Origin of the sequence: Streptomyces sp. PsTaAH-137, assembly GCF_003259365.1 — a bacterium.
Taxonomy (GTDB): domain Bacteria; phylum Actinomycetota; class Actinomycetes; order Streptomycetales; family Streptomycetaceae; genus Streptomyces.
On the sequence record NZ_QLLY01000001.1, the window covers coordinates 729,149 to 753,353 of the forward strand.

At 72.2% G+C, this 24,205-nt stretch carries 22 protein-coding genes; 15 read left to right on the forward strand and 7 right to left on the reverse strand.

Going from position 1 to position 24,205, the window contains the following annotated elements:
• Positions 1 to 18 precede the first annotated feature (18 nt).
• Positions 19 to 861, forward strand: coding sequence for a DUF1206 domain-containing protein (locus K377_RS03175; protein WP_111661508.1), 843 nt, complete (start codon positions 19 to 21; stop codon positions 859 to 861).
• Between the two features lie 25 nt (positions 862 to 886).
• Here the strand turns inward: K377_RS03175 and K377_RS03180 are convergent, their stop codons facing one another.
• The 5 genes from K377_RS03180 to K377_RS03200 all read right to left on the reverse strand — a co-directional run bounded on the left by K377_RS03180 (position 887) and on the right by K377_RS03200 (position 5,739).
• Positions 887 to 2,098, reverse strand: a complete 1,212-nt coding sequence (locus K377_RS03180) for a sialidase family protein (protein WP_237551870.1) — start codon at positions 2,096 to 2,098, stop codon at positions 887 to 889.
• A gap of 140 nt (positions 2,099 to 2,238) precedes the next feature.
• Positions 2,239 to 3,450, reverse strand: coding sequence for a phosphatidylserine/phosphatidylglycerophosphate/cardiolipin synthase family protein (locus K377_RS03185; protein ID WP_111661509.1), 1,212 nt, complete (start codon positions 3,448 to 3,450; stop codon positions 2,239 to 2,241).
• Between the two features lie 136 nt (positions 3,451 to 3,586).
• Positions 3,587 to 4,336, reverse strand: a complete 750-nt coding sequence (locus tag K377_RS03190) for a chitinase (protein ID WP_111661510.1) — start codon at positions 4,334 to 4,336, stop codon at positions 3,587 to 3,589.
• Between the two features lie 132 nt (positions 4,337 to 4,468).
• On the reverse strand, positions 4,469 to 4,987 hold the full coding sequence (locus K377_RS03195; protein ID WP_111661511.1) for a lytic polysaccharide monooxygenase auxiliary activity family 9 protein: 519 nt from the start codon (positions 4,985 to 4,987) through the stop codon (positions 4,469 to 4,471).
• A 323-nt stretch (positions 4,988 to 5,310) separates the two neighbouring features.
• A complete protein-coding gene (locus K377_RS03200; RefSeq protein ID WP_111661512.1) occupies positions 5,311 to 5,739 on the reverse strand; it encodes a response regulator in 429 nt (142 codons plus the stop codon).
• Between the two features lie 44 nt (positions 5,740 to 5,783).
• Between K377_RS03200 and K377_RS03205 the strand changes: the two genes are divergently transcribed.
• From K377_RS03205 to K377_RS03245, 9 genes are all read left to right on the forward strand, one after another.
• A complete protein-coding gene (locus K377_RS03205) occupies positions 5,784 to 6,083 on the forward strand; it encodes a hypothetical protein (protein WP_111661513.1) in 300 nt (99 codons plus the stop codon).
• A 134-nt stretch (positions 6,084 to 6,217) separates the two neighbouring features.
• Positions 6,218 to 7,798 carry an ATP-binding protein gene (locus tag K377_RS03210; protein ID WP_111661514.1) on the forward strand — a complete coding sequence of 527 codons (1,581 nt, stop codon included), beginning with the start codon at positions 6,218 to 6,220 and terminating at the stop codon, positions 7,796 to 7,798.
• On the forward strand, positions 7,795 to 9,009 hold the full coding sequence (locus tag K377_RS03215) for a PP2C family protein-serine/threonine phosphatase (protein ID WP_111661515.1): 1,215 nt from the start codon (positions 7,795 to 7,797) through the stop codon (positions 9,007 to 9,009). The genes K377_RS03210 and K377_RS03215 overlap by 4 nt, the downstream gene beginning before the upstream one ends.
• A 129-nt stretch (positions 9,010 to 9,138) precedes the next feature.
• Positions 9,139 to 11,307: a PI-PLC domain-containing protein gene (locus tag K377_RS03220; RefSeq protein ID WP_111661516.1), complete on the forward strand. Its 2,169-nt coding sequence runs from the start codon at positions 9,139 to 9,141 to the stop codon at positions 11,305 to 11,307.
• Positions 11,308 to 11,409: 102 nt separating this feature from the next.
• Positions 11,410 to 12,000 (forward strand): hypothetical protein, encoded by a 591-nt coding sequence (locus tag K377_RS03225; RefSeq protein WP_237551871.1) that lies wholly within the window; start codon positions 11,410 to 11,412, stop codon positions 11,998 to 12,000.
• A 79-nt stretch (positions 12,001 to 12,079) separates the two neighbouring features.
• Entirely contained in the window at positions 12,080 to 12,934 is an 855-nt protein-coding gene (locus K377_RS03230) for a PP2C family protein-serine/threonine phosphatase (RefSeq protein WP_111661517.1), read from the forward strand.
• Positions 12,935 to 12,985: 51 nt separating this feature from the next.
• Complete coding sequence (locus K377_RS03235; RefSeq protein WP_111661518.1) at positions 12,986 to 14,008, forward strand: MASE1 domain-containing protein; 1,023 nt, start codon at positions 12,986 to 12,988, stop codon at positions 14,006 to 14,008.
• Between the two features lie 35 nt (positions 14,009 to 14,043).
• Positions 14,044 to 14,262: a hypothetical protein gene (locus K377_RS03240; RefSeq protein WP_111661519.1), complete on the forward strand. Its 219-nt coding sequence runs from the start codon at positions 14,044 to 14,046 to the stop codon at positions 14,260 to 14,262.
• A gap of 152 nt (positions 14,263 to 14,414) precedes the next feature.
• Positions 14,415 to 15,737, forward strand: a complete 1,323-nt coding sequence (locus K377_RS03245; protein WP_111661645.1) for a glycoside hydrolase family 18 protein — start codon at positions 14,415 to 14,417, stop codon at positions 15,735 to 15,737.
• A 55-nt stretch (positions 15,738 to 15,792) separates the two neighbouring features.
• Here the strand turns inward: K377_RS03245 and K377_RS03250 are convergent, their stop codons facing one another.
• On the reverse strand, positions 15,793 to 17,874 hold the full coding sequence (locus K377_RS03250) for an NB-ARC domain-containing protein (RefSeq protein WP_111661520.1): 2,082 nt from the start codon (positions 17,872 to 17,874) through the stop codon (positions 15,793 to 15,795).
• A gap of 135 nt (positions 17,875 to 18,009) precedes the next feature.
• Positions 18,010 to 19,299 (reverse strand): sulfite oxidase, encoded by a 1,290-nt coding sequence (locus tag K377_RS03255; RefSeq protein ID WP_111661521.1) that lies wholly within the window; start codon positions 19,297 to 19,299, stop codon positions 18,010 to 18,012.
• A gap of 145 nt (positions 19,300 to 19,444) precedes the next feature.
• On the opposite strand from K377_RS03255, the gene K377_RS03260 reads away from it, so the two are divergent.
• The 5 genes from K377_RS03260 (at position 19,445) to K377_RS03275 (ending at position 24,184) form a co-directional block, all read left to right on the forward strand.
• Positions 19,445 to 20,170, forward strand: a complete 726-nt coding sequence (locus K377_RS03260) for a GNAT family N-acetyltransferase (protein WP_258394962.1) — start codon at positions 19,445 to 19,447, stop codon at positions 20,168 to 20,170.
• A gap of 47 nt (positions 20,171 to 20,217) precedes the next feature.
• Positions 20,218 to 20,343, forward strand: coding sequence for a putative leader peptide (locus K377_RS42810; RefSeq protein ID WP_343238147.1), 126 nt, complete (start codon positions 20,218 to 20,220; stop codon positions 20,341 to 20,343).
• 116 nt (positions 20,344 to 20,459) lie between these two features.
• Complete coding sequence (locus tag K377_RS03265) at positions 20,460 to 21,674, forward strand: LLM class flavin-dependent oxidoreductase (protein ID WP_111661523.1); 1,215 nt, start codon at positions 20,460 to 20,462, stop codon at positions 21,672 to 21,674.
• 19 nt (positions 21,675 to 21,693) lie between these two features.
• On the forward strand, positions 21,694 to 23,064 hold the full coding sequence (locus tag K377_RS03270) for an NtaA/DmoA family FMN-dependent monooxygenase (RefSeq protein WP_111661524.1): 1,371 nt from the start codon (positions 21,694 to 21,696) through the stop codon (positions 23,062 to 23,064).
• Positions 23,057 to 24,184 carry an LLM class flavin-dependent oxidoreductase gene (locus K377_RS03275; RefSeq protein ID WP_111661525.1) on the forward strand — a complete coding sequence of 376 codons (1,128 nt, stop codon included), beginning with the start codon at positions 23,057 to 23,059 and terminating at the stop codon, positions 24,182 to 24,184. The genes K377_RS03270 and K377_RS03275 overlap by 8 nt, the downstream gene beginning before the upstream one ends.
• The last annotated feature ends 21 nt before the right edge of the window (positions 24,185 to 24,205 follow it).

The following is a 24,205-nucleotide window of genomic DNA, read 5'->3' on the forward strand; positions in this document are numbered from 1 at the left end:
CGGGGGCAATCGGGTGACATGTCAACTGGATCGGTCACTTCACATGGTGTCGGGCACGCCCGGCGCGCGGCGAACAGCAAAACGGTCGCGATGGCGGCCCGCGCGGGCTTCGTCGCCCGTGGGGTCATCTACGTACTCATCGGCGTGCTGGCCCTGCGCATCGCCTTCGCCGACGGCGGCGGAAAGCAGGCCGACCGCGGCGGGGCCATCGCGGAGATAGCGGACAAGCCGTTCGGCGTGGTCCTGCTGTGGGTGCTCGGCATCGCCCTGGCCGGCATGGCCCTGTGGCGGCTGTCCGAGGCGCTGTTCGGGCAGGCGGGCCCCGACGGCGACAAGCCCGGCAAGCGGGCGATCGCCGCGGGACGCTTCGTCTTCTACGGGTTCGTCTCCTACTCCGTGCTCTCCTTCGCCGCCGGGGACAAGTCCAGCGGCAGCGGAAGCTCCGACAAGAGCTCCAAGGACATCACCGCGAAGGCGCTCGACTGGCCGGGCGGCCAGTGGATCGTGGGTGCCGCCGGTGTGGCCGTAGCCGTCGCCGGTGTCTGGATCGCCGTGCGAGCCATCATGCGCAAGTACCACAAGCACCTGAAGATGTCCGAGATGTCTGACAAGACCCGCAAGGGCGTCGACATCTTCGGCGTGTTCGGCGGCGCGTCCCGCGGCACCGTCTTCGCCGCCGCGGGCGGCTTCGCCATCGCCGCGGCGGTCCAGCACAAGCCGGGGAAGGCCAAGGGCATGGACGACACCCTGCGCTCCTTCACCGACACCCCGGCCGGCCCGTGGCTGCTCGTGCTGATCTCCGTCGGCCTCGCCGCCTTCGGGATCTTCTCCTGGGCGAACGCCCGCTGGCGCAAGGTCTGAGCGGGGACGAGGCCGGTGCCGGGCGTCAGTTCGGCACGGTGGCCGACGCGAAGTACGGCTTGCACACGGTCCCGTCGTAGTCGGTGGCGATCTCCAGGAGGTTGCCACCGTCCGCCGAAGGCAGCAGCGCCGAGCTGTAGTTGGGGCAGTAGTCGACGGTCGTGGACGTCACCGACACGGGGGCCTGGATCTCCCGCCACGTCCCGGAGCCGCCCGCGTCGTTGACCCAGACGGTGCTCCCGCTGCCGCCCGCGCGGGAGCCGTCCGCGTTGTACATCACCTGTCCGACGAGGAAGAGCCGGCCGCTCGCACTGCCCGCCAGCGGGGACCAGCCGACGGTCGGCGCGTGCTTGAAGTACTTGCCGTCCTGGGTCTCCGGGCGGTAGCCGAGGTGGGCGGGATCGCCCCAGTTCCAGCCGTCGGACGAGGTGCGGTAGTGCACGACGCACACGTACTGTCCGCTCGCCGCGCAGATCTCGTACGACATGAAGTACGAGCCGTCGCCGAGCCGCCGCACCACGGCCATGCCGGGCCGGTCCGAGGCCAGTGTGCTCGCGACGGTGTCGTGGTGGCCGGTCCAGGCGACACCGTCGGAGGTGCGGGCCGCCACCAGTTTCTGGCTGTGCACGCCGTCGGTCTCGTCGGAGTAGTGGCACACGAGGTTGCCGTCGGCGTCGACGGAGAACTCCGGCTCCCACAAACCCTTGTCGTTCGCGGCCGTGGCCACCGTGGACAGATAACTCCAGGTGCGGCCGATGTTGTCGCTGCGGAAGACCCTGATCGCCATCCGGCGCCCGGCCTCGTCCTGGCCGACCGACGACGCCCAGAGCAGCGTGCCCGCCGGGAGCGAGCCGACGGCGCGCGGCAGTTCGAAGAGGGTGGAGCAGCACAGGCCCTGACCGCCGGCCGCCTCCGGGTCGCCGACCGTGCCGACCTGGGTGAAGGTCTTCCCGCCGTCGGTGCTCTCGTGGATCGCGCCGAGACCGTCGTTGCCGGAGAACGTGACGACGGACGCGAGCACCCGCCCGTTCGCCGCGCCGCTGTGTTCCAGGCGCACGGCCCGCGGGTACAGGCCGGTCCCGTCGCGCAGCAGAGTGCCGGTCGCGGCGTGCGCCGTCGTCGGCGGCGCGACCAGGGCGACCAGCAGGCCGAGCAGGAGCGCGACAAGCAGCGACGGACCGGCCGTCGCCGGCCGGTCCGTCGCTGAGCGGGTCAAGATGCGTGGCCGGAACGTCATCGGGCCTCCTGCGAGCCGTGGGGGAGGGGCGCATGGCGCGGTGGGGGTGCGGGGTACGAACGAGACCCGTGGGACACGAGCCGGTTTACATCGTTGTACTCAGCCGCTGAGGCGCCGTCAAGAGGCCCTGGAGTCCCCGCTCACAGGAAGTGCTGGATGGTCCTGGTCGCCTTCTCCGCGGCCCGGAAGGCCAGCGGCCGGTCGGCCCAGCGTTCGGCCCGTACGCGATTGCTGTGCGAGACGTCCTGTTCGTAGTCGGCGTCGAGGGCCGCGGTGAAGGTCTCGTCGAGGACGGCGAGCATGACTTCCTCGTCGTGGTCCAGCGAGCGCCGGTTGAGGTTCGTGGAGCCCACCAGCGACGCGATCCCGTCGACCGTGACGACCTTGCAGTGCAGCATGGTCCGCTGGTACTCGCGCACGACCACTCCGCACTCCAGGAGCCGGGCGTAGTGGTGGCGGCCGGCGATCCGGCTCACCTGCTTGTCCGTGTGCGGTCCCGGCACGAGCAGTTCGACCTCGACGCCTCGCCGGGCCGCCGCGCAGAGCAGGTCGACGAAGTAGACGTCCGGCGAGAAGTAGGCGGTGGCCAGACGCAGCCGGGTCTGCGCGGACTCGATCACCACGCGCAGCAGGGTCTGCATGTCCTGCCAGCCGATGCTGGCCGAGCCGCGCACGACCTGGACGATGGCGTCGCCCTGCGGCTCGTGGTCGACGAAGCGGTCGCGCTCGTCGAAGAGTTCGTCGTGGCACTCGGCCCAGTTCTGGGCGAAGGCCGCGCAGATCCCGTCGACGGCGGGCCCGCTGACCCGCACATGGGTGTCGCGCCACTCGCTCGGGTCGCGTGCGTCGCCGCACCACTCCTCGGCGATGCCGACGCCGCCGGTGAACGCCGTCGTCTCGTCGACGACCAGCACCTTGCGGTGGCAGCGGTGGTTCTGCTTGAAGGGGGAGAGGTGCAACGGCTTGCGGAACCAGGCGACCTCGACCCCGGCCTCGTCCATGAGGGAGAGCAGGTCGCCCTCGATGGTCCGGCTGCCGAAGCCGTCGAGCAGCAGCCGGACACGGACTCCGGCGCGGGCGCGGTCGGCGAGGGCGTGCGCGAACTCGCGGGCTATGTCGCCGCGCCAGTAGACGAAGGTCATCATGTCGATGGTGTGCTCGGCGCCGCGTACGGACTCCAGCATGGCGGGGAAGATCTCGTCGCCGTTGCGCAGCGGCGTCAGCGCGTTGCCCTCGGTGGCGGCGATGCCGATGAGGCGCTCCAGGCGGCGCCGCAGCCGCTGACGGGCGTCGTGCGGATGCTCGTCGGCGGCTGCGGCGGGGCTCGTGGGAGCCGTGGCGTTCACGGTCACGGGATGCTCCGGGGGTGTCGGGGACAGTGGCAGGACATCCACTGCCCCGTCACGAACCCTTCACGCCGTCTTCCGGTGACCGATTGCTGGTCAGGGACGTGTCATGGCTCTCACTGCCCGAACCGTCCGCAGCAGGTCAGCAGCTGAGGTTGCCGCCCGGCTCGACCCCCAGGATCTGGGTGAACTTCTCGTAGCTGTCGATGCGGCTCTGGACCTGGGCGGGGTTGCCGCCGTCGCACTCGATGCTGCCGTTGATGCTGCGGATGGTCTCGCCGAACCCTGCGCCGTTCACTATGGCGTTGTGCGGGGTCATCGTCCCCGGCCCGGTCTGCGTGTTCCAGTACCAGAGCCCGGTCTTCCAGGCGACGGCCGAGTCGTTCTGGACCAGGTCGGGGTTGTTGAGCAGGTCGATGCCGAGGGCGTCGCCCGCCGCCTTGTAGTTGAAGTTCCAGCTGAGCTGGATCGGGCCGCGCCCGTAGTACTTGTCGGTGCCCGCCGGGCAGCCGTAGGACTGCGAAGTGTCGCAGTAGTGCGGGTAGTTGGCGGTGTTCTGCTCGACGACGTAGACCAGGCCGCCGGTCTCGTGGCTGACGTTGGCGAGGAAGGCGGCGGCCTCCTGCTTGCGGACGGTGTCGCTGCCGGTTCCGCTGAACCCCGGGTACGCGTCGAGCGCGGCGGTCAGCCCGGAGTAGGTGTAGAAGGAGTTCCGGCCCGGGAACATCTGGTCGAACTGGGCCTCGCTGACGACGAACTCCGCCTGCGTGGAGGACTCCCGGGCGGGCTGGTCGGCCGGCTTCTCGGCGAAGGCCGGGGCGGTCAGGGTCAGCGCGGTGAGGGTCGCGGCCGAACCGGCCGCGGTCAGCAGGGCGAGGATGCGATGGCGCATGCGTGCGCTCCCAAAGAGGAAAGGTGTGGGGGGTGGGCGTGCGAAGCCGTGGTGCCGGGGGTCCGTGACGTGCCCGGTCGGGGCGTGCCGTGGGGGGAGGGCCCGCGGCACCACGGAGGCGGGGGAGTGGGGTCAGCCGCCGACGTTCACGTCGATGCAGGCGTAGAACGCGTTGGTGGTGTCGGCGATGTTCCAGACGGCCAGCACCTTCTGATGCCCCGTCAGTGAGCCGAAGTCGACCTGGTGGGTGACGGTCGCGCCCGGCTTGGCACCGTTGTCATTGAACTCGGCGATCTCCTGGCCGCCGACGAAGTACTGCCAGGTGCTCGTCGCGTGCTGTGCGGTGAGCTTCCACTCGAACGTCGTGCTGCTCTGCACCGGTGTGGCGACCCAGCCCTTGGAGTCGTCGTCGAGCTCCGCGAAGCGGCTGTTGCCGCCGCTGCAACTGGTCAGGCCCTTGGGCCCTTCCACGCTCTGCGGCTCGTAGGTGATGTCACCGCAGGACACCGTGCCGGCCGCGCACTGCGCCTGGCGGCTGGGCGGTGAGGAGATGTAGCCGTGGGCGCTGGCCGAGCCGGCGGGAAGGCTGAGGGCCAGGACCGGGGCGAGAGCCGCGCCGATGAGGGCGGCCGTCTTCTTGCGGGCGTGCATGCCTACTCCTTCACTTCAGGTCTTCCGGAGCGCGCGTGATGTGGGGACGCACGTCCGGAACGGCCTCTCGAGGGTGGGGCCAAGAGGCGCGAAGGGACATGGAGTCAGCCCTGTGGGGCAGGGTCGACTCCCGTAAGCGGAACGGCCGTTGACGCTTGGCCTAGACCATACAAGTGGCTGTGTTCCTGTCAAGGTCCAGTCGGCCCGTGCGAAGCCCGCGGGGCCGCGACGCACAGTGCCCCCGGTCGCCGGGCGGCGACGCGGGGGCACTGGGGGACAGGCGGGCTGAGCTGGGGCGGGGTGAGGCCCGCCGTGCGGGCCGGTCAGCTTCGCGGAAGCTGGGTGGCCGTCTCCAGGTAGAAGGTGTCGATGCTGCGGACCGCCGCCTCGAAATCCTCCAGATTGACCGGCTTCGTGACATACGCGTTGGCGTGCTGGTGGTAGGCGTCGGTGACGTCGTCGGGCGCCGCGGACGTGGTCAGCACGACCACCGGGACGGCGCGCAGGGCGGCGTCGTCCTTGAGGATGCGCAGCAGCTCCCGCCCGTTCATTCGCGGCATGTTCAGGTCCAGCACGATGAGGTCCGGGAGCGCCGTCTCCGGGTCGCGCAGATACTCCAGGGCCTCCAGCCCGTCGGCGACCTGCGTGAGATTGCGGGTGCTGTGCTGGGCGAGAGCGTCCTGGATCAGCAGGGCGTCGGCGAGGTCGTCCTCGACGAGCAGGACGTCGTAGGAGCGAGGAGCAGCGATCATGGTGTGGTACTCCGGGGGACGAGTGGGGGGCACGGACGGCCGTCATGGGTGATGAGCCCGGGCCAGCGGCGGCGCGCCCCCTGACGGCTGAGGTGTGTCGCTTCGCCGATCTGAGGGTAACCGGCGCCCGCGGCGGCGGCGTCGCGGGCCGCTTCGCCCTCCAGTTCGCTGACCGCGTGCTGGAGCGCGGTCAGGACGCGGAGCCGCCGCAGGGCATTGCGGGGCGCTTCGCCGCGGAGATCGTGATCAGGGACATAACCGACCTGCGGGACGAGGTCGGCGACGAGGTTCTGGACGGCCTGGACGGCCAGTTCCTCGAAGGTACGGCTTCCAGGGAGAGGTGACGGATCATTTCCTGGCATACCCGAACCGTACCGTCGCAGAATGCACGCGACAACAACTGTTGTCGTTGGCGTATCGTATCGACGCTGCTGCCGTCGGCATCAGGCCTCGTGGCGGTCCAAAGGAGCACAGAAGCATGGACGTGGGCGGAGGCCGGCGCGAGCCGGTGGGCATAGCCCGTTGGACGACCCGGCGGTGGCTGACGACCGGGGTCGCCGCCAGCGCGGTCGTGCTGCTGATCCTCGGGTCGCTGGGCGCGTGGGCGCTGAGCACCACGTCACGGCTCACGGACGAGGTCGTCCAGTACCGCTCCCCGGCCCTGATCAACGCGGTGCGCCTGGAGGCGGCCCTGGTCAACCAGGAGACCGGTGTCCGGGGCTACGGGCTCACCGGCCGCCGCGACTTCCTCACGCCCTACACGCAGGGCCGGGCGGACGAGAAGACCGCGCTGACGTCGCTGGACCGGCTCGTCGCAGGATCCGGCGAGGCCGAGAAGGACCTACGCGAGGTGCGGACGGCCGTCGCGACGTGGCAGCGGCAGCTGGCGCGCCCGGTCGCCGAGGCGTCGAGCGCCGACGCGGTCCGGACGGCCGCCGGGCGGGCGGCGGACGGCAAGCGGCTGTTCGACGCCGTGCGCGGCTCGCTCTCCCGCCAGCAGGACCATCTGCTGGCCGCCAGGATGCGGGCGGGCGACGACCTCGACGCGGCGCAGCGCCTGAGCAACCTGGTGTTCATCGCCATCGCCGTCGTCATCGTCGTCCTGATGTGCGCCATCTTCTACGGGCTGCGGCGCGGCGTGACCGGCCCGCTGACCCGCCTCGGCGACGCCGCGCGGGACGTGGGCCGCGGCGAGTTCGACCGGCAGGTCCCCGCGACCGGGCCGGCCGACCTCCAGCAACTGGCTCGCGACGTCGACGGGATGCGCGAGCGGCTGGTGCGTGAGCTGGCCAGCAGCGAAGAGGCCCGCACGCTGCTCGACCAGCAGGCCGACGACCTGAAGCGCTCGAACGCGGAGCTGGAGCAGTTCGCGTACGTCGCCTCCCACGACCTCCAGGAACCGCTGCGGAAGATCTCCAGCTTCACGCAGCTGCTCCAGCGCCGCTACGGCGACAAGCTGGACGAGCGGGCGGACCAGTACATCGCCTTCGCCGTGGACGGCGCCAACCGTATGCAGGTCCTCATCAACGACCTGCTGATGTTCTCCCGGGTGGGACGTGTCCACGACGAGCGCTCCGTGTCCCTGGAGAACTCCCTGAACGCCGCGGTCGACGCGCTCAGCGTGGCCGTGGAGGAGTCGGGCGCGCGCATCGAGCACGACGAACTGCCGACCGTGCGGGGCGACGCCGGACAGCTGGGCCTGCTCTGGCAGAACCTGCTGTCCAACGCCATCAAGTTCCGCGCCCCCGACCGCCCTCCGCACATCCACGTGAGCGTCCGCGAGGAGGACGACATGTGGCGCTTCACCGTGCGGGACAACGGCATCGGCATCGCCCCCGAGTTCCGCGAGAAGGTCTTCGTGATCTTCCAGCGGCTGCACACCCGCGAGGCCTATCCGGGCACCGGCATCGGCCTCGCGATGTGCAAGAAGACCGTCGAGTTCCACGGAGGCACCATCAGCGTCGACCCGGTCGACGGCGACGGCACCTCGATCAGCTTCACGTTCCCCCTCCAACCGTCCGCCTCGGCGGCCGACAGCGAAGGATCGCTGCTGCGATGACAGCGCTCGATGGGACGTCCACCGCACCCTGCCGGATCCTGCTGGTGGAGGATGACGCCGGGGACGCCCTGCTCGTCGAGGAACTGCTGCTCGACACCGACCTCGACCACGTCCTGGTCCACTGCCGCACCCTGGGTGAGGCCCGCGAGACGCTGACGGCGCGGCGCAGCGACTGCATCCTGCTCGACCTGCATCTGCCCGACGCCTCCGGGGTCGGCGCCGTCGCCGAACTCCTCGACGCGGCCGGGGACGCCGCCGTCATCGTCCTGACCGGACTGGCGGAGTCCCAGGCCGGAGTCGAGGCGCTGGCCGCCGGCGCCCAGGACTACCTGGTCAAGGGCAAGGTGGAGCCCGATCTGCTGCAGCGTGCCGTGCGCTACGCCGTGCACCGCAAGCAGGCCGAGCGGGCCAACGCCAATCTGCAGGCGGGCAAGCTGCGCGCCGAGGAGAACGCCCGCCTGGAGCGCGGCCTGCTCCCGGCGCCCATGCTGTCGTCCGGCGACGTCGTCGCCACCAGCCGCTACTTTCCCGGCCGCCAGCAGGCGCTGCTCGGCGGCGACTTCCTCGACGTCGTGGAGACCCCCGACGGACAGGTGCACGCCGTCATCGGCGACGTCAGCGGCCACGGCCCGGACGCCGCGGCCCTGGGCGTGTGCCTGCGCATCGCCTGGCGCTCCCTGACCCTGGGTGGCCATCGCGGCGGAGCGCTCCTGGAACTCCTGGAGCAGATGCACATCGCCGAGCGCAGCACCACCGATCTGTTCACCACGTGCACCCTGGTCACCGTGGACCGGAACACGGGCACCGCATCCCTCCACCTCGCCGGTCACCACGCGCCGCTGCTGACCTCCCACGGACGCTCCCGGGAACTCGGCATCCAGCACGGAGTGGCCCTCGGCATAGCCCCGGGCCTGCACAAGTGGCCGGTCACCACCGTCCGGCTGCCGCCCTCCGGCTCCCTGCTGCTCTACACGGACGGCCTGGTCGAGGGGCACGTCGACGAGAGTGCCGAGCGGCTCGGCGTCGACCGGCTGCTCGCCATCATGGACGGGTGCGCGAACGCCGACGCGGGCACGCACCTGGACCGCATCCTCGACGAGGTCCGGGTCCGCAACGCCGGCCGGCACACCGACGACCTCGCGGTTCTGCGGCTCGACTGGTCCGGGCTGCCCGCGGTGCCGTCCCAGCGCACCCGGGCCGGAGTGCGCTGACCCCTCCTCCCAGTCGTCCTTCCGTCCGGAAACGGTCCGCCCGGGACGCGGGCCGCGCCCGCAGGCAGCATCATCGGGAGAGCGGGGACGACACGCCTGCGCAGGCTCCGGGCGGAGGGAGTGAGCCCCATGGAGAGGACCGTGCCGGGCCGGGTGGTGCGCGTGGCCGCCTTTGTGGGGACCGTGCTCGCCACGGTCTGCGTCATCCTGGCGGCGAGCCTGCGCGGCACCGTGCTCGCGCCGGACTTCTACGCCTCGGCCCTCGACCGGGAGCACGCCTACGACCGGCTCTACGACCAGATCCTCGTCGATCCGCGGACGGCGCCGACGACCCGGCAACTCCTCGCCCAGCTGCCGGTCCCCGAGGCGCAGGTGACGTCCAACATCAAACTGGTGCTGCCGCCCGACACGGTCCGCGCCCTCGTCCGCCAGCAGATCGACGCCACCGTCGGCTACCTCAACGGCAGCCGGTCCACCCTCGACCTCACCGTCGACCTGCGGCCGGTGCTGGCCAACCTCGACCAGCTCGCCCAGATCTACCTGGGCGACCTCGTGGCCGGCGTGCAGAACCAGTCGGAGCCGGACTTCCGGAAGTTCTCCGCCGACGTCTCCGCCGCGCTGCGCGAACTCGCCGCGGGCCGCGCGCCGCAGGGCGTGCCCCAACTGTCGCTGACCGAGAAACAGGCGGAGGCGGCGACCGCCGCGCTGCTCGCCGTCGCCCCCGAGAACCAGCGGCAGGCCCTGCGCGGCGAGGTGGAGACCGCGCTCGCCGACGGCGACGTGGCCACCGCGCTGGCGGCCGTCGCCGCCTCCGCGCAGACCGACCGCTCGGGCTCGGCCGTCCGCCGGCTCCAGGAGAGCCTGGACGGCGGTACCTGGGACCCCGCCACGGTGCTCGCCGCGTCCGGTGACGATCTGCGGGCGGTGCACGACATCCGGCCCTACACCTCCGTGGGGCTCGGCCTGGTGGAGGCGCTCGCGGCGGTGGTGCTCGCGCTGTGCCTGGTCGCGCTGTGGATCACCGGCCCGGAGCGCCCGGGCCGCAGGCTCCTCGGCCTGGCCGGACCACTCTTCGGCGGCGCCGCCCTGGTCGCCGTGGCCGTCGGCGTCTGGGAACTGCTCGGCGACGGACGGCTCGTCACCCCCTCCGCGTCCTGGCCGCCCACCCTGAACCGGCTCATCGACGACGTGCAGGACCGCGCCCACGGCATGCTGCTCGACACCGTCCTGCTGACGGTCCTGGTCGCCGTGGCCGCCGCCGTGCTGCTCGCCGTCGCCGGGCGCCTGCTCGACCGGCGCCGCACGCACACCGCCGCCGCCTGGCGGGCGCCCGCGATCGGACTGGGAGCGGCCGGGCTGGCCGTGGCGGGCATCGTCGTGACCCCGCTGCTCACCGCCGCCTCCGCCCCGCGCCTGTGCCAGGGCAGCGCCGCGCTGTGCGACCGCCCCTACGACGACGTGGTCCAGCTGACGGCGCACAACGCGATGTCGACGACCGTCGACCGCTTCATCGGGCCGCTCCAGGACCCGGACATCACCGCCCAGCTGAACGACGGCGTACGGGCCCTGCAACTCGACACCTACCGCTGGGAACGGCCCGAGGAGATCACCGCGCGACTCGACGAGTCCGACTTCACGGCCGAGCAGAAGCAACTCGTCCGGCGAGCCGTCAACACGATCAACCCGCCCCGCGACGGACTGTGGCTGTGCCACGCCGTGTGCCGGGCGGGCGCCGTCGCCCTCGTCCCGGAACTGCGCGAGATCGGCGCCTGGATGCGGCAGCACCCCACGGACGTCGTCACCTTCATCGTGCAGGACGAGATCAGCGCGAGCGACACCGAGCGGGCCTTCCACGAGGCGGGCCTCGACCCGCTGCTGTTCACCCCCGACGCCGACCCCGACCACCCCTGGCCGACCCTCGGGGAGATGATCGACAGCGGCCGGCGGCTCGTCGTGTTCGCCGAGGACGCCGACGGCCCGGCCGCCTGGTACCGGAACTTCTACCGGTACGGGATGGAGACCCCGTTCGCGTTCCGTTCGCCGCAGGACATGACCTGTTCCCCGCACCGGGGCGGCACCGGGAAACGACTGTTCCTGCTCAACCACTTCATCACCGACAACGGCGGCAGCCGCCTGGACGCGGGCACGGTCAACGCCCGCGGGTTCGTCCTCGACCGGGTCCACCGGTGCGAACGCGAGCGCGGCCACCCGGTCAATTTCGTCGCCGTCGACTACGCGACGATCGGCGACGCCGCGGGCGCCGTCCGTGCCCTCAACGAGGAACGCGCGACGGGCTGACCCGGACGGCTCACCTCCGCATCCCGGGGCCCGGTCGCCGCGTACGCGCGGGTGACGGGGGAACGCGGGTGGGACCCGACAGCCGGAGCGAGAAGAGGGTCCATGGAACGCGTGAACGTCTTTCTGGCCAGACACCTCTGGGTGCAGCTTCTGCTGGGCGTGCTCGCGGGTGCCGTGGTCGTCCAACTCCTTTACCCGCAGGGCTCGTTCGGCGCGATCCTGATACGCACCGTGTTCTCGTCCTTCGGCGGTGTGTGCTTCGTGCTGGTGATGCGGCGCAAGGAGCGGCGGGCCGCCGGCAGCACCGACGGTCTGATCTCCCTCGACCGGCGGCTGCGCACCGGCGACGTCCCCTCGGATCCCGGTGAGCGGCAGGCCATGCGCAGGCTGGTCGACCAGCGTCTGCACCGGACCCGGCACCGCAAGGCCGTGCTCGCCTTCCTGACGGTCCTGTTCGTGGGGGTCACCGTCGGGACGGCCTTCACGGCGGGGCCGCGCCAGACGATCGGGATCGCGATCGTGACCGTGGTGTTCCTCTCCTGGATGGCGTACATCAGCAGCCTCCAGAACCGCCGGCTGCACGCCATGGACGCCGCCCTCAGAGGCGCGCCCTCCGGTATCGCCTCCCCGGCGACGGACGGCACCCCGCCGGCGCACGAGCCCGTTCCCGCGCCGCCGCACCGCATGCCCTGACCCCTCCGGCCCGCCGGGGTGCGGCCCGCGCCGACTGCGGGCACGCTGGAGGGGCAGCCAGGCAACCGGAGAGCGAGCCATGTTCCGCAGCAGGTCGGTCGACGACGGCGAAGAGTTGCTCGAACGGCTCGGGACGATGACGGCGCGCGCCCGCGAGCTGGCCGCGACCCAGCGCTCCCGCGTCGAGCTGGCGGTGGAGCTGCAACGCGGCATGCTGCCCCGCGACCTCCCGCACCCGCCCGGCATCCGGGTCGGTGTCGGATACACCCCGGCCACCCATGGGCTCAACGTCGGCGGCGACTGGTACGACGCGTTCACCCTTCCGGACGGCAGCATCGGCATGTCCATCGGCGACGTGCAGGGCCACAACATCGAGGCGGCCGCCTTCATGGGGCAGGTCCGCGTCGCCCTGCGCGCCCTGGCCTCGGTGACCGCGGACCCCGGCGAACTGCTCGCCCGGACGAACGACCTCCTCGTCTCACTCGACGCCGACCTCTTCGCCACCTGCACCTTCATGCGCCTCGACCCCCGCACCGGGGTCCTGGACTGCGCCCGTGCCGGGCACATCCCGCACATCTGGGCGACCGCCGACGGCCGCTCCGGCGTCGACGACAGGGAGGGCGGACCGCCCCTCGGTGTGCTCCAGGGCGCCGCGTACCCCGTCGCCCGCCACCGGCTCACCGAGGGCGGCGTCTTCGTGCTCCTCACCGACGGCGTGGTGGAGGGCCCGGCGCTGAGCCTCGACGAGGGTCTGCGCCAGGTCACCCGGCTCGCCGAGGTCGCCGTCGTCGCCGGCATGAGCATCGACGCCCTCGCCGGGGCCGTCATGAAACTCGCGGACTCCGTGGGCCACGAGGACGACGCGGCCGTGCTCGTCGTCGGCTACGACGGAGGCCCCCGCTGGCGGCGGCCCACGGAGGCGCCACCCGCCTGATCGGACGCGGCGCCGGTGGCCGAGGAGCCCGGACCGGTGTCTCATGGCTTTGTGGTGGACAGCCGATGGTTACGACGGCCCGTGGTGACGGCCCTCACGACGCTGGTCGTCGCCGCCGTCTACTACCTGTCGGGGCGGCTCGGCCTGCTGGGCAAGCTCGACATCGAGGGCATCGTGGTCACCCCCGTCTGGCCGCCCTCCGGCGTCGCCGTCGCCGCGCTGCTGGTCTTCGGCCTGTGGGTGTGGCCCGGCATCGCCCTCGGCTCCCTCATGGTCATCGCCACCCTCACCACGCCCCAGGCCACCACCCTCGTCAACGTCGCGGGGAACACCCTCGCGCCGCTCTGCGCCGTCCTCCTGCTGCGCCGGATCCGCTTCCGGCCCGACATCTCACGGCTGAGGGACGGCCTGGCCCTGGTCTTCGGCGGACTCTGCGCGATGGTGATCAGCTCGACGGCCGGCGCCGGCGTGCAGGTGCTGAGCGGCGCACTGGACACGGGGAGTTTCTGGACCGTGTGGCTGGCCTGGTGGGTGGGCGACACCATGGGCGTCCTGCTCGTCACCCCGCTGCTCCTGCTGCTGCTCGGCCCCAAGGAGCGGTTCCGGGTCCGGCGCTGGAAGGAGGCGCTGTGCCTGGCCGTCACCGCCGCCGTCCTCGTCCCGCTCGCCGCGCTGAGCACGATCAGCCTGCTCTTCCTCGTCTTCCCCCTGCTGGTCTGGGCCGCGCTGCGGTTCGAGCTGATCGGCAGCTTGACGTGCGCGCTGTTCGCGTCCGTCCTGGCCACCTTCGAGGCGAACACGGGGAGCGGCGCATTCGTCCGGCAGACCGGCATCGAGGTCATGGCGAAGCTCGGTGCGTTCAACGGCGCCGTCGCGCTCACCGCCCTCCTGCTGTCCTCCCTGGTCACCGAGCAGCGCGCCACACGTCGCTCGGTCCAGCGAGCCTGCGACGAACTCGCCGAGGTGCTGGAACACCTCACGGCGGGGGAGAACCTGCCGGGCGTTGCAGGTCAGCGGGGGCAGGACGGAGAGTTCGGTCCCCCCGGCCACGCCCCGACCCCACCGCGGGAGTGAACGCCGGGCGGCCCGAAGTGGTGCACAATGCGGCGATGGACGTCGCCAAGATGGAACTCGCCCTGCAGAGGTACCAGGACGCGGTCGCCGCGCTGGACGCGGCCCGCACGGACCTGGAGGCCGAGGCCGCCGCCGCCCTGCGCGCCGACGACGCCGTCCCCGAGGACTGGGCGCGGGTGTCGGAACTGACCGGCTGGAGCGAGCAGGAACTGCGCCGCCTGGTCACCGCGGCGGACACTCTCGACCTTCGGTAGGCGCCTTCGGCGCGGGCCGGGCTTTCCGAACCCTTGACCCTGATGGTCCAGACCAATAGTTTCGCGTGCAGGTAAGTCCACTGTTCCGTACGGCACGTGCACCACGCCTCACAGGAATGAGCTCTGTCATGCGCCTACGCCTGCGATCCCGCCTGCGCCGAAGACTTCTGACCCGGGCGGCCGTCGCCGCCACCTCGCTCTCGCTGCTCGGCGCCATCGCGCCGGCCGCGTCCGCCCACGGCGGCCACCACGGCAGTCAGCACGACACCGCCCGCCGCGTCGGCTACTTCACCCAATGGGGTGTCTACGGGCGGGACTTCCAGGTCCAGGACCTGGACCGCAGCGGCGCGGCCGCCCGGCTCACCCACATCAACTACGCGTTCGGCAACATCGGCACCGACGGCAAGTGCCTCATGGGCAACGTCCCCGGCGAGTCCGACCCCTGGGCCGACTACCAGCGACCGCTGGACGCCGAGAACTCGGTGGACGGCGTCGCCGACACCGACACCCAGGCCCTCGCGGGCAACTTCAACCAGCTGCGGGAACTGAAGGCCGCGCACCCCGGCCTCAAGGTGATGATCTCGCTGGGCGGCTGGTCCTGGTCCACGAACTTCTCGGACTCGGTCCGCACCCCCGCCGCCCGCAAGGCCCTCGTCGCCTCCTGCGTCGACCTCTACCTCAAGGGCAACCTCCCGCAGGACGGCGCCCGCGGCGGCGCCGGCGCCGCGGCCGGTGTCTTCGACGGCGTCGACATCGACTGGGAGTGGCCCGGCTCCGAGGGCGACACCGACACCGTGTACCGCCCGGAGGACAAGCGGAACTTCACCGCCCTCGTCGCGGAGTTCCGCCGCCAGCTCGACGCCTACGGCCGCACGAAGCACCGGCACTACGAGCTGTCCGCGTTCGTGCCGACCGCACCCGCGAAGATCGACGCCGGGTTCGAGGTCTCCAAGATCATGAGGGACTTCGACTTCGTCAATCTCCAGGGCTACGACTTCCACGTCAGCGGCGAGAAGACGACGGCCCAGCAGTCCGCCCTGTACGCCCGGAACGACTTCAGCGTCGACGGCACGGTCGAGGCGTGGGAGCGGCGCGGCGCCCCGGCCCGCAAGCTCGTCGTCGGCATGCCGTTCTACGGGCAGGGCTGGACCGGCGTCACCGGCGGCGGCGACGGCCTGGGGCAGCCCGCCACGGCACCCGCCCCGGCGAAGTGGGCCAACGGCTACGCGGACTATAAGGAGTTGAAGGCGCTGGCGGACTCGGGCACGTACCGACTCCACCGCGATCCGCGCGGCGGCCACGCCTGGCTCTTCGACGGCACGACCCTGTGGACGTACGACGATCCGCAGGTGCTCGCGCAGAAGTCCCGCTACGTCAAGGCCAAGGGCCTCGGCGGCGCGATGTTCTGGTCCCTGGACGGCGACACCCCCGACGGGGAACTCGTACGGACCGTCGACCGGGCCCTCGGGCACTGAACCACGCACGCGGGACGGCTCCTCGACGGGCCGTCCCGCGTGCGCGGTTCCCGGGTCAGCGGGTCCGCTGCTGCCCCAGCACCGTGTGCAACAGCGAGTCCGGGGCCATCGTCTGCGCCCTGCGCACCTGATCCTCGTACTCCGCACTGCCCAGCAGCGCCCGGGTCCTGGCCCGCGTCAGCGCACACATCGGAAGCACCTCCGGCGTGCCGCGGCGGAGCAGGCCGACGGCGCTCCAGAACCGGTCGCTCGCCGCGATCGCGACGACCGCCCGCTCCGGATCGTCCTGCGCGCACCAGCTCGTGGCGAGCAGATCGAGCCCCATGGCGATGCCGAACTGGTCGCCGATGCGCTGCTTCGCGTCGAGCATGTCGCGCGCGTGGCCGGCCGCCTCCCGGTGGCGCTCCTCGATCAGCGCGATCAGGGCGAGCTGATAGTCCAGATAGGAACGGGTCCAGAACTCCCGCAGGTCCACGCAGACTTCGCGCTGCATCTCGGCCTCCCGCCGTGCCTGATCGAGACGCCCGGCACCGGTGAGCGCGAAGACGCGGACGAGACCGCACAGCATCAGTCCGAACGTGAGCGCCGGCCGGGGCGGATCCGCCCGGGTCGCGCCCGCCGGACGGTCGGCGGCGTCGCGCGGCGCCGGGACCCCTGCCCGCAGCGCCTCGTCTGCGCGGCTCAGCGCCGTGATCGGCTCGCCGTCGAGCAGCGCGGCCAGCCCTTCGAGGTAGACGGCCTGCCGTACGCCCTCGGTGTCTCCCGCGGCGAAGGCCTCCCGCAGGCTCGCCTGCGCGTGCGTGCGGCCCGTCACGTGGTCGCTCTGCAGGATCCGGGCCAGACCCAGGGTCCACAGGGCGCGGACCCGCCGCGGATCGTCGGGAGGGGCCACTTCGAGGGCGAGCTGCGCGTAGTAGGCCACCTCGTGCAGATGGCCCGAACAGACCCAGAAGAAGGCGGTGTTGCCGATGAGTTCGAGTGCCGTGGGATCCTCTGCGTCGATCAGATGACGCGTCGCGAGACACACGTCGTGGAACAGGTCCCGCATCCGGGCGTACCAGTGCTGCTGCTCGGCGCCGAGCCAGCCGTCCCTCGCGCGCCGGCTCGTCTCCAGCATCGCGGCGGCGTGCCGCGCGGCGACGGCCGGTTCCTCGTCGAGCTCGCGCAGCCACATGCGGCCGTAGGCACGCACCGAGTCCAGCATCCGGTAGCGGCCGTCGTGCAGGACCACCACGGACTTGCGCACGAGCCCCGTCAGCGCCTCGCGCAGCGTGTCGGCCGTCAGCGGACCGCCGAGGCAGACCAGAGCCGCGAGGTCGGCGTCGAAGGAGCCGGGGAACACGGCGAGGCGTGCCCACAGCAGCCGCTCCACCGGACGGCACAGCTCGTGGCTCCACCCCACCGCCGTACGCAACGCGCCGTGCCGCGACGGGTGGGGCCCCGCCTCCAGCCGGTCCAGTGCCTCCGGCTTCTCCTCCGTCAGGTCCCACGCCTCCTGGAGCGTCCGGTGCCGCAGCAGACCCGCCGCCAGTTCGAGGGCGAGCGGCACCCCCTCCAGGCGGGTGCACAGCCGCGTCGCCAGCAGCCGTTCCGTCGTGTCGCGCAGGGGGCGGCCCGCCGCGGTGGCCCGTGCCTCGAAGAGGGCGAAGCCGTCGGTCGCCGGGTCCAGCGGCCCCAGTACGACCACCGCCTCGCCCGCCGTGCCCAGCGCCTCCCTGCTGGTGACCAGCACCGTCAGCCGGGGGCACACCGTCAGCAGGTCCGCCACGAGGGACCGGGTGGTCTCCAACAGGTGTTCGCAGGAGTCGAGGACCAGCAGGACGCGCCGGTTGCCGAGCCAGTCGCACAGCGCTTCGACCAGCGTGCGTGAGGTGTGGTCTGACAGCCGGAGGGCGTCCGCGACCGAGGCGGACAACAGGGCGTCGTTCTGGACCGGCCACAGATCGGCCCAGCACACCGCGTCGAAACCGGCCCAGTCGCCCCCGCGCGCACTCCGCAGCGCCAGCCGTGACTTCCCCATGCCGGCCCCGCCGGTCACGGTCACGAGCCCCGGCTCGCGCAGCAGTTGCCGCACCTCGGCCAGCTCGGCGTCCCGGCCCAGGCACGGCGTGGTCTCACTCGGCAGGTTGATCAGCACAGGTCGATTCTCCCCACAGGTCAGTCCGCATGTCCCCAACTCTTCGGAAGGTGGGGACGGTACGGGGGCAGTTGTCTGTGGGAGCGAATCGGGACATCGCCTCCCCGGCGCCGAAGGCTTCCGGTTCTCGCCGCGTCAGGTCACCGTGACGGGGTGCCGCACCACCGCGTCGAACAGATAGCCCTGCGTGTTGTACGCGGTGGTCGCCGGCTGGGTGCGCCCCGTCGTGTCGGTGGCCCGGGCCAGGAGCGCCGTCGGGCCGGTGGCCGTGGGGCGCCAGGGCAGCGACCAGCGCACCCAGTCGGCGCGGCGCGCGGTGTCGTGGAGCCGGGCGCGCCGCCAGCTGCGGCCCGCGTCCGTGCTGACGTCGACGCGGGCGACCGTGCCCGAGCCGGACCAGGAGCGGCCCGTCAGACGGTGACCGGTGCGCGCCGCGAGCCGGGCGTTCCAAGGCAGTTCGAAGGCGGACTTGAGGGTCTGGCGGGAGAGCGGGGCGCTGCCCTCCGGCGGATACGCGTCACCGAACAGGCGGTAGAAGTCGGTGTTCCAGGGGGAGAAGAGCGGCTCGGCCGACACCTGGATGTCGCCGACCCATTTGATCGACGCGATCCCGATCCAGGACGGGACGATCAGCCGTACGGGAGCGCCGTGGTCGGGCGGCAGGGGTTCGCCGTTCATCTCGTAGGCGAGCAGCACGTCGTCCAGCGCCTTCGCGACGGGCAGCGGACGGCGTACGCGCCCCAGGTTCGTGCCGTCCGCCGTGACGTAGTCGCCGTCGAGGCCGCGTGGCAGCACGTCGACCGCCGCCCGCCGCAGACCCGCGAGGCGCAGCACGTCGGCGAGGCGGGCGCCGCGCCAGCGGGCGGAGCCGATCGCGCCGAGCGTCCACGCCGTACCGCTGACGCTCTGGCCCTGCTGACTGGTGAAGAAGCCGCGGCCGTTGCCCGCGCACTCGACGAAGGCGGAACGGGGCGTGGCCGGCAGCGCCTTGAGGTCGTCGAGGGTGAAGGACCGTCCGCCACCTGCGAGTCCGTCGCCCCACACGCGCATGTTCCAGGTGTCCGCGTCCAGTTGAGGGGTGGTGGTGTGGTTGCGGACGAAGAAGCGGGAGACCGGCGTGTGATGTCCGGTGTCCGCGAACGAGGCGAAGTTCGCCTCCGCGTTCGTGCCGCGCACCGTGAACCACTCCTCGGGGAGCGGCTTCACGATCCCGGCCGCCGCCGGGACCGCGGCCCGGGCCGGCGCGGCGAACGCCGTGGGCAGCCCGGCCACCAGGCCCGTCGCCGCGAGCATCCGCAGCAGGTCGCGGCGCTCCACTCCGTCCGCGCGCGCCCGCCCGGCCAGCCACTGCCGCAGCCGCCGCCGGTCGTAGGCCGCCTCGTCGGTCGTCGCGTCCGCCGTCTCGGATACATCCGTCGGGATCATCACGCGGCGAGTGTAGGAAGCGGCTCACCGCGTGGCCCAGGGCAACTCCGGCCCCGCAACACGGTGTTCACACGACGGGCCCGGCAGGCGGGATTTCATGCAGCTGCAATGATCTACCCCTCAAGTGGCTGTTACACATGAGGGCGTGATCCCCACAGCGCCGGCCGCACCGAGCACCCACCCGCTGGACAACGCGGTCTGGGCCGCACTCGCCGGCCCGCACGCCCACCTCGCCCAGCGCGTGGGACGTGCCGCCCGCTACCCGGCCGATGTCTACGCGTACGCCGCGCTCGCCGACCCGGCGGACCCCGCGGCCTGGGCCGACCTGCACACGCTCGCGGGGTCCGGGAACACCGTACGGATCAAGGGAGTCGAGAGCGTGCCGCCCGGCTGGGAGGTCGTCGGCGGCGGACGGGGCGTGCAGCTCGTCGACACCGGGCTGCGGGCCGAGCCCGCCCCGGAAGCGGTGCGGCTCGGCCCCGACGACGTACCCGACATGCTCGACCTGGTCACCCGCACCCGGCCGGGACCGTTCCTGCCGCGCACCGTCGCCCTCGGCACCTACCTCGGCATCCGGCACCGGGGACGCCTCGTCGCCATGGCCGGGGAACGCCTGAGACCGCCCGGCTGGACGGAGATCAGCGCCGTCTGCACCGACCCGGAACACCGCGGCAGGGGACTGGCCACCCGGCTGGTCCGCGCCGTCGCCGCCGGTATCCGCGACCGCGGTGACACCCCGCTGCTGCACGCCTCCGCGACCAACACCCAGGCCATCCGCCTGTACGAGGCGATCGGCTTCACCCTGCGCCGCCGGACCCGCATCCTTCAGGTGCGCACGCCCGGAACACACCGCGCGGCGGAGACGTTGTGACGCACGACGGCATACGCACCACGGACCGGCGGACGGAGGCGCGGCACATGCGACGACCGCTCCGGCCCCGTGCCCCGCGCCCGACGGCCCTGCGCCCGCGCCGCGTCGTCCGCCTCCACACCCGGCCGCACATCGATCTGCGGCGCGTGGCCGGCGCGCTCTGTCGCCCCTGACCTTCCCCCCGCCCCCGCCCCGTGCCGTCCCGCACGCCCGGGTGGGGATCCCGTCTCCGCCGCCCCGCACGAGGGCCCGGCGTCCTCGTCACGGACCTCCAGGAAGGCACCGACTCGTGTCCTCAACACCCGCTTCCCCCTTGCATCTCGCCGTCGCCCTGGACGGCACGGGCTGGCACCCGGCCTCCTGGCGCGATCCGGTGTCCCGCCCCCGGGACCTGTTCACCGCGGCCCACTGGACCGGCCTGGTCCAGGAGGCCGAGCGCGGACTGCTCGACTTCGTGACCATCGAGGACGGGCTCGGCCCGCAGTCCTCCCGGTTCCCCGCCCCCGACGACCGCACCGACCAGGTCCGCGGCCGTCTCGACGCCGTCCTCATCGCCTCCCGGGTGGCCCCGCTCACCCGCCACATAGGTCTCGTGCCGACGGCGATCGCCACCCACACCGAGCCGTTCCACCTCTCCAAGGCGATCGCCACCCTCGACTACGTCAGCACCGGCCGCGCCGGACTGCGCGTCCAGATCTCCCCCCGGGCGAACGAGGCCGACCACTTCGGCCGCCGTACCGTCCCGCGCATCGAACTGAGCGATCTGCCGAACCCCGCGGAGGCGGTCACCGACCTCTTCGACGAGGCCGCCGACTACGTCGAGGTGGTCCGCAGGCTGTGGGACAGCTGGGAGGACGGCGCCGAGATCAGGGACGCATCCACCGGCCGCTTCATCGACCGCGACAAGCTGCACTACATCGACTTCGAGGGCCGGTACTTCCACGTCAAGGGCCCCTCCATCACGCCCCGGCCGCCCCAGGGACAGCCGCTCGTCACCGCGCTCGCCCACGACACCGTCCCCTACCGGCTCGTGGCCCGCGCCGCCGACGTCGGCTACATCACCCCGCACGACTCCGCCGGGGCCCGGTCGATCGTCGACCGGATCCGCGCCGAGCAGCAGGCGGCGGGGCGCGCCGACGAGACCCTGCACGTCTTCGGCGATCTCGTGGTCTTCCTCGACGACGAGCCGGGCGCCGCGCGGGCCCGCAAGGAACGGCTCGACGCGCTCGCGGGGGAGCCGTACACCAGCGACGCCCTCGTCTTCACCGGCACCCCCACCGAACTCGCGGACCTGCTCCAGGCGTTGGCGAGCGGCGGCCTCTCCGGATTCCGGCTGCGGCCCGCCGTCGACGGACACGACCTCCCGGCGATCACCCGCACGCTCGTGCCCGAACTCCAGCGCCGCGGCGCGTTCCGCACCGCCTACGAGGCCGACACCCTGCGCGGCCTCCTCGGCCTGAGCCGGCCCGCCAACCGCTACGCCCCGCACGCCGCCACCGCCTGAGCCGGAGGGACCTTCGACCATGAGCAAGCCGCTGAAGCAGATCCACCTCGCCGCCCACTTCCCCGGCGTCAACAACACCACCGTGTGGAGCGACCCGAGGTCCGGCAGCCACATCGAGTTCAGCTCCTTCGCCCATTTCGCGCGGACCGCCGAACGCGCCAAGTTCGACTTCCTGTTCCTCGCCGAAGGACTCCGGCTCAGGGAACAGGGCGGCCAGATCTACGACCTGGACGTCGTCGGCCGCCCCGACACCTTCACCGTCCTCGCCGCGCTCGCCGCCGTCACCGAGCACCTCGGCCTCACCGGCACCATCAACTCCACCTTCAACGAGCCCTACGAGGTGGCCCGCCAGTTCGCCAGCCTGGACCACCTCTCCGGCGGCCGCTCCGCGTGGAACGTGGTCACCTCCTGGGACGCCTTCACCGGCGAGAACTTCCGGCGCGGCGGCTTCCTGCCGAAGGAGGAGCGCTACTCCCGCGCCAAGGAGTTCCTGGCCACCACCCACGAACTCCTCGACTCCTGGCACGGCGACGAGATCCTGGCCGACCAGGAGACCGGCGCCTTCCTGCGGGACGCGAAGGCCGGCTCCTTCGTCCACACCGGGCAGCACTTCGACATCCACGGCCGGTTCAACGTGCCCCGCTCCCCGCAGGGCCGCCCCGTCATCTTCCAGGCGGGCGACTCCGAGGAGGGCCGGGAGTTCGCCGCGTCCGACGCCGATGCCATCTTCAGCCGGTACGCCACCCTTGAGGCGGGACAGGCGTTCTACACGGACGTCAAGGACCGCCTCGCCACGTACGGCCGCCGCCCCGACCAGCTGCTGATCCTCCCCGCCGCCACCTTCACCCTCGCCGACACCGACGCCGAGGCCGAGGAGCTGGCCAAGGAAGTCCGGCGCCAGCAGGTCAGCGGCGCCACCGCGCTCAAGCACCTGGAGTTCGTCTGGAACCGGGACCTGTCCGCCTACGACCCGGACGGACCGCTCCCCGACATCGACCCGGACGTCAGCGACCAGCACATCTCCAAGGGCCGGGCCCAGGTCCGCATGTACCGCGACCCGCTGGCCACCGCCCGCGAATGGCGCGAACTCGCCGCCGCCCACAACTGGTCCATCCGCGATCTCGTCATCGAGACCGGCAACCGGCAGAACTTCATCGGCTCGGCCGCCACGATCGCCCGCACGATCAACGAGTTCGTCCAGGCCGACGCGAGCGACGGCTTCATCCTCGTGCCGCACATCACCCCCACCGGCCTCGACGACTTCGCCGACCAGGTCGTCCCGCTCCTCCAGGAACGGGGCGTCTTCCGCACCGAGTACGAGGGCCCGACCCTGCGCCACCACCTGGGCCTCGCCCACCCGGACCACGCCCGGGAGGCCGCCGGTGTCTGACATCCCCCTCGGCGTTCTCGACCTCGTACCGATCACGTCCGGTTCGACCGCCGCCGACGCCCTGCGCAACTCCGTCGACCTGGCCCGGCAGACCGAACGCTTCGGGTACGCCCGCTACTGGTTCGCCGAGCACCACCTCAACCCCGGTGTCGCGGGCACCTCCCCGGCGGTCCTGCTCGCGCTGACCGCGTCGGCCACCTCCACGATCCGGCTCGGCTCCGGCGCCGTGCAGCTCGGGCACCGCACCGCGCTGAGCACCGTCGAGGAGTTCGGGCTGCTCGACGCCCTCCACCCCGGCCGGCTCGATCTGGGGCTCGGCCGCTCGGGCGGCCGTCCGCCGGGGCGGCCCGCCGAGGCGCCGGCGAACGTCACTCCCGTGGTCGACGGCCGCGCACCGAACGGTCTCCTCGTGCCGCCGGCGTTCTCCTTCGAACGGCTCCTCGGCTCCCCGCGGATCGCCCTGCAGCGCAAGCTGCTCCTGCTGCCCGGCGCCGAACCGCAGGACTACGCCGAACAGATCGACGACATCCTCGCGCTGCTCGCCGGCACCTACCGGTCCGCGGAGGGCGTCGAGGCCCATGTGGTGCCGGGGGAGGGCGCCGAGCTGGAGGCCTGGATCCTGGGGAGCAGCGGCGGGCAGAGCGCCGAGGTCGCAGGTGCGCGGGGTCTGCGGTTCGCCGCGAACTACCACGTGAGCCCGGGCACCGTCCTCGATGCCGTGGACGGCTACCGGGCCTTCTTCCAGCCGTCCGACGTCCTCGACAAGCCGTACGTCAGCGTCTCGGCGGACGTCGTCGTGGCGGAGGACGACGCGACGGCCCGTGAACTCTCCCACGGCTACGCGCACTGGGTCCGCAGCATCCGTACCGCCGAGGGAGCCATCACCTACCCGACACCGGACGAGGCCCGGTCCCTGCACTGGACCGACGAGGACGACGGCCTCGTCAGGGACCGGATCGACACCCGGTTCGTCGGCTCGCCCGGCCGCGTGGCCGACCGCCTGGCGCAACTCCAGGAGGCCACCGGCGCCGACGAACTGCTCATCACCACCGTCACCCACGACCACACCGCCCGGGTGAGGTCGTACGAGCTGCTGGCAAAGGAGTGGCGCCGCAGGTGAGGTGCGAGCCGCGTCGAGGGA

Excerpts from the sequence above, each read along its gene's own strand:
- K377_RS03205 (WP_111661513.1), top strand. The coding sequence starts at position 5,784 with ATGGGTGATGAGCCCGGGCCAGCGGCGGCGCGCCCCCTGACGGCTGAG.
- K377_RS03175 (WP_111661508.1), top strand. The coding sequence starts at position 19 with ATGTCAACTGGATCGGTCACTTCACATGGTGTCGGGCACGCCCGGCGC.
- K377_RS03210 (WP_111661514.1), top strand. The coding sequence starts at position 6,218 with ATGGACGTGGGCGGAGGCCGGCGCGAGCCGGTGGGCATAGCCCGTTGG.
- K377_RS03230 (WP_111661517.1), top strand. The coding sequence starts at position 12,080 with ATGTTCCGCAGCAGGTCGGTCGACGACGGCGAAGAGTTGCTCGAACGG.
- K377_RS42810 (WP_343238147.1), top strand. The coding sequence starts at position 20,218 with ATGCGACGACCGCTCCGGCCCCGTGCCCCGCGCCCGACGGCCCTGCGC.
- K377_RS03220 (WP_111661516.1), top strand. The coding sequence starts at position 9,139 with ATGGAGAGGACCGTGCCGGGCCGGGTGGTGCGCGTGGCCGCCTTTGTG.
- K377_RS03190 (WP_111661510.1), bottom strand. The coding sequence starts at position 4,336 with ATGCGCCATCGCATCCTCGCCCTGCTGACCGCGGCCGGTTCGGCCGCG.
- K377_RS03200 (WP_111661512.1), bottom strand. The coding sequence starts at position 5,739 with ATGATCGCTGCTCCTCGCTCCTACGACGTCCTGCTCGTCGAGGACGAC.
- K377_RS03255 (WP_111661521.1), bottom strand. The coding sequence starts at position 19,299 with ATGATCCCGACGGATGTATCCGAGACGGCGGACGCGACGACCGACGAG.
- K377_RS03225 (WP_237551871.1), top strand. The coding sequence starts at position 11,410 with ATGGAACGCGTGAACGTCTTTCTGGCCAGACACCTCTGGGTGCAGCTT.
- K377_RS03180 (WP_237551870.1), bottom strand. The coding sequence starts at position 2,098 with ATGACGTTCCGGCCACGCATCTTGACCCGCTCAGCGACGGACCGGCCG.
- K377_RS03240 (WP_111661519.1), top strand. The coding sequence starts at position 14,044 with ATGGACGTCGCCAAGATGGAACTCGCCCTGCAGAGGTACCAGGACGCG.
- K377_RS03270 (WP_111661524.1), top strand. The coding sequence starts at position 21,694 with ATGAGCAAGCCGCTGAAGCAGATCCACCTCGCCGCCCACTTCCCCGGC.
- K377_RS03215 (WP_111661515.1), top strand. The coding sequence starts at position 7,795 with ATGACAGCGCTCGATGGGACGTCCACCGCACCCTGCCGGATCCTGCTG.
- K377_RS03195 (WP_111661511.1), bottom strand. The coding sequence starts at position 4,987 with ATGCACGCCCGCAAGAAGACGGCCGCCCTCATCGGCGCGGCTCTCGCC.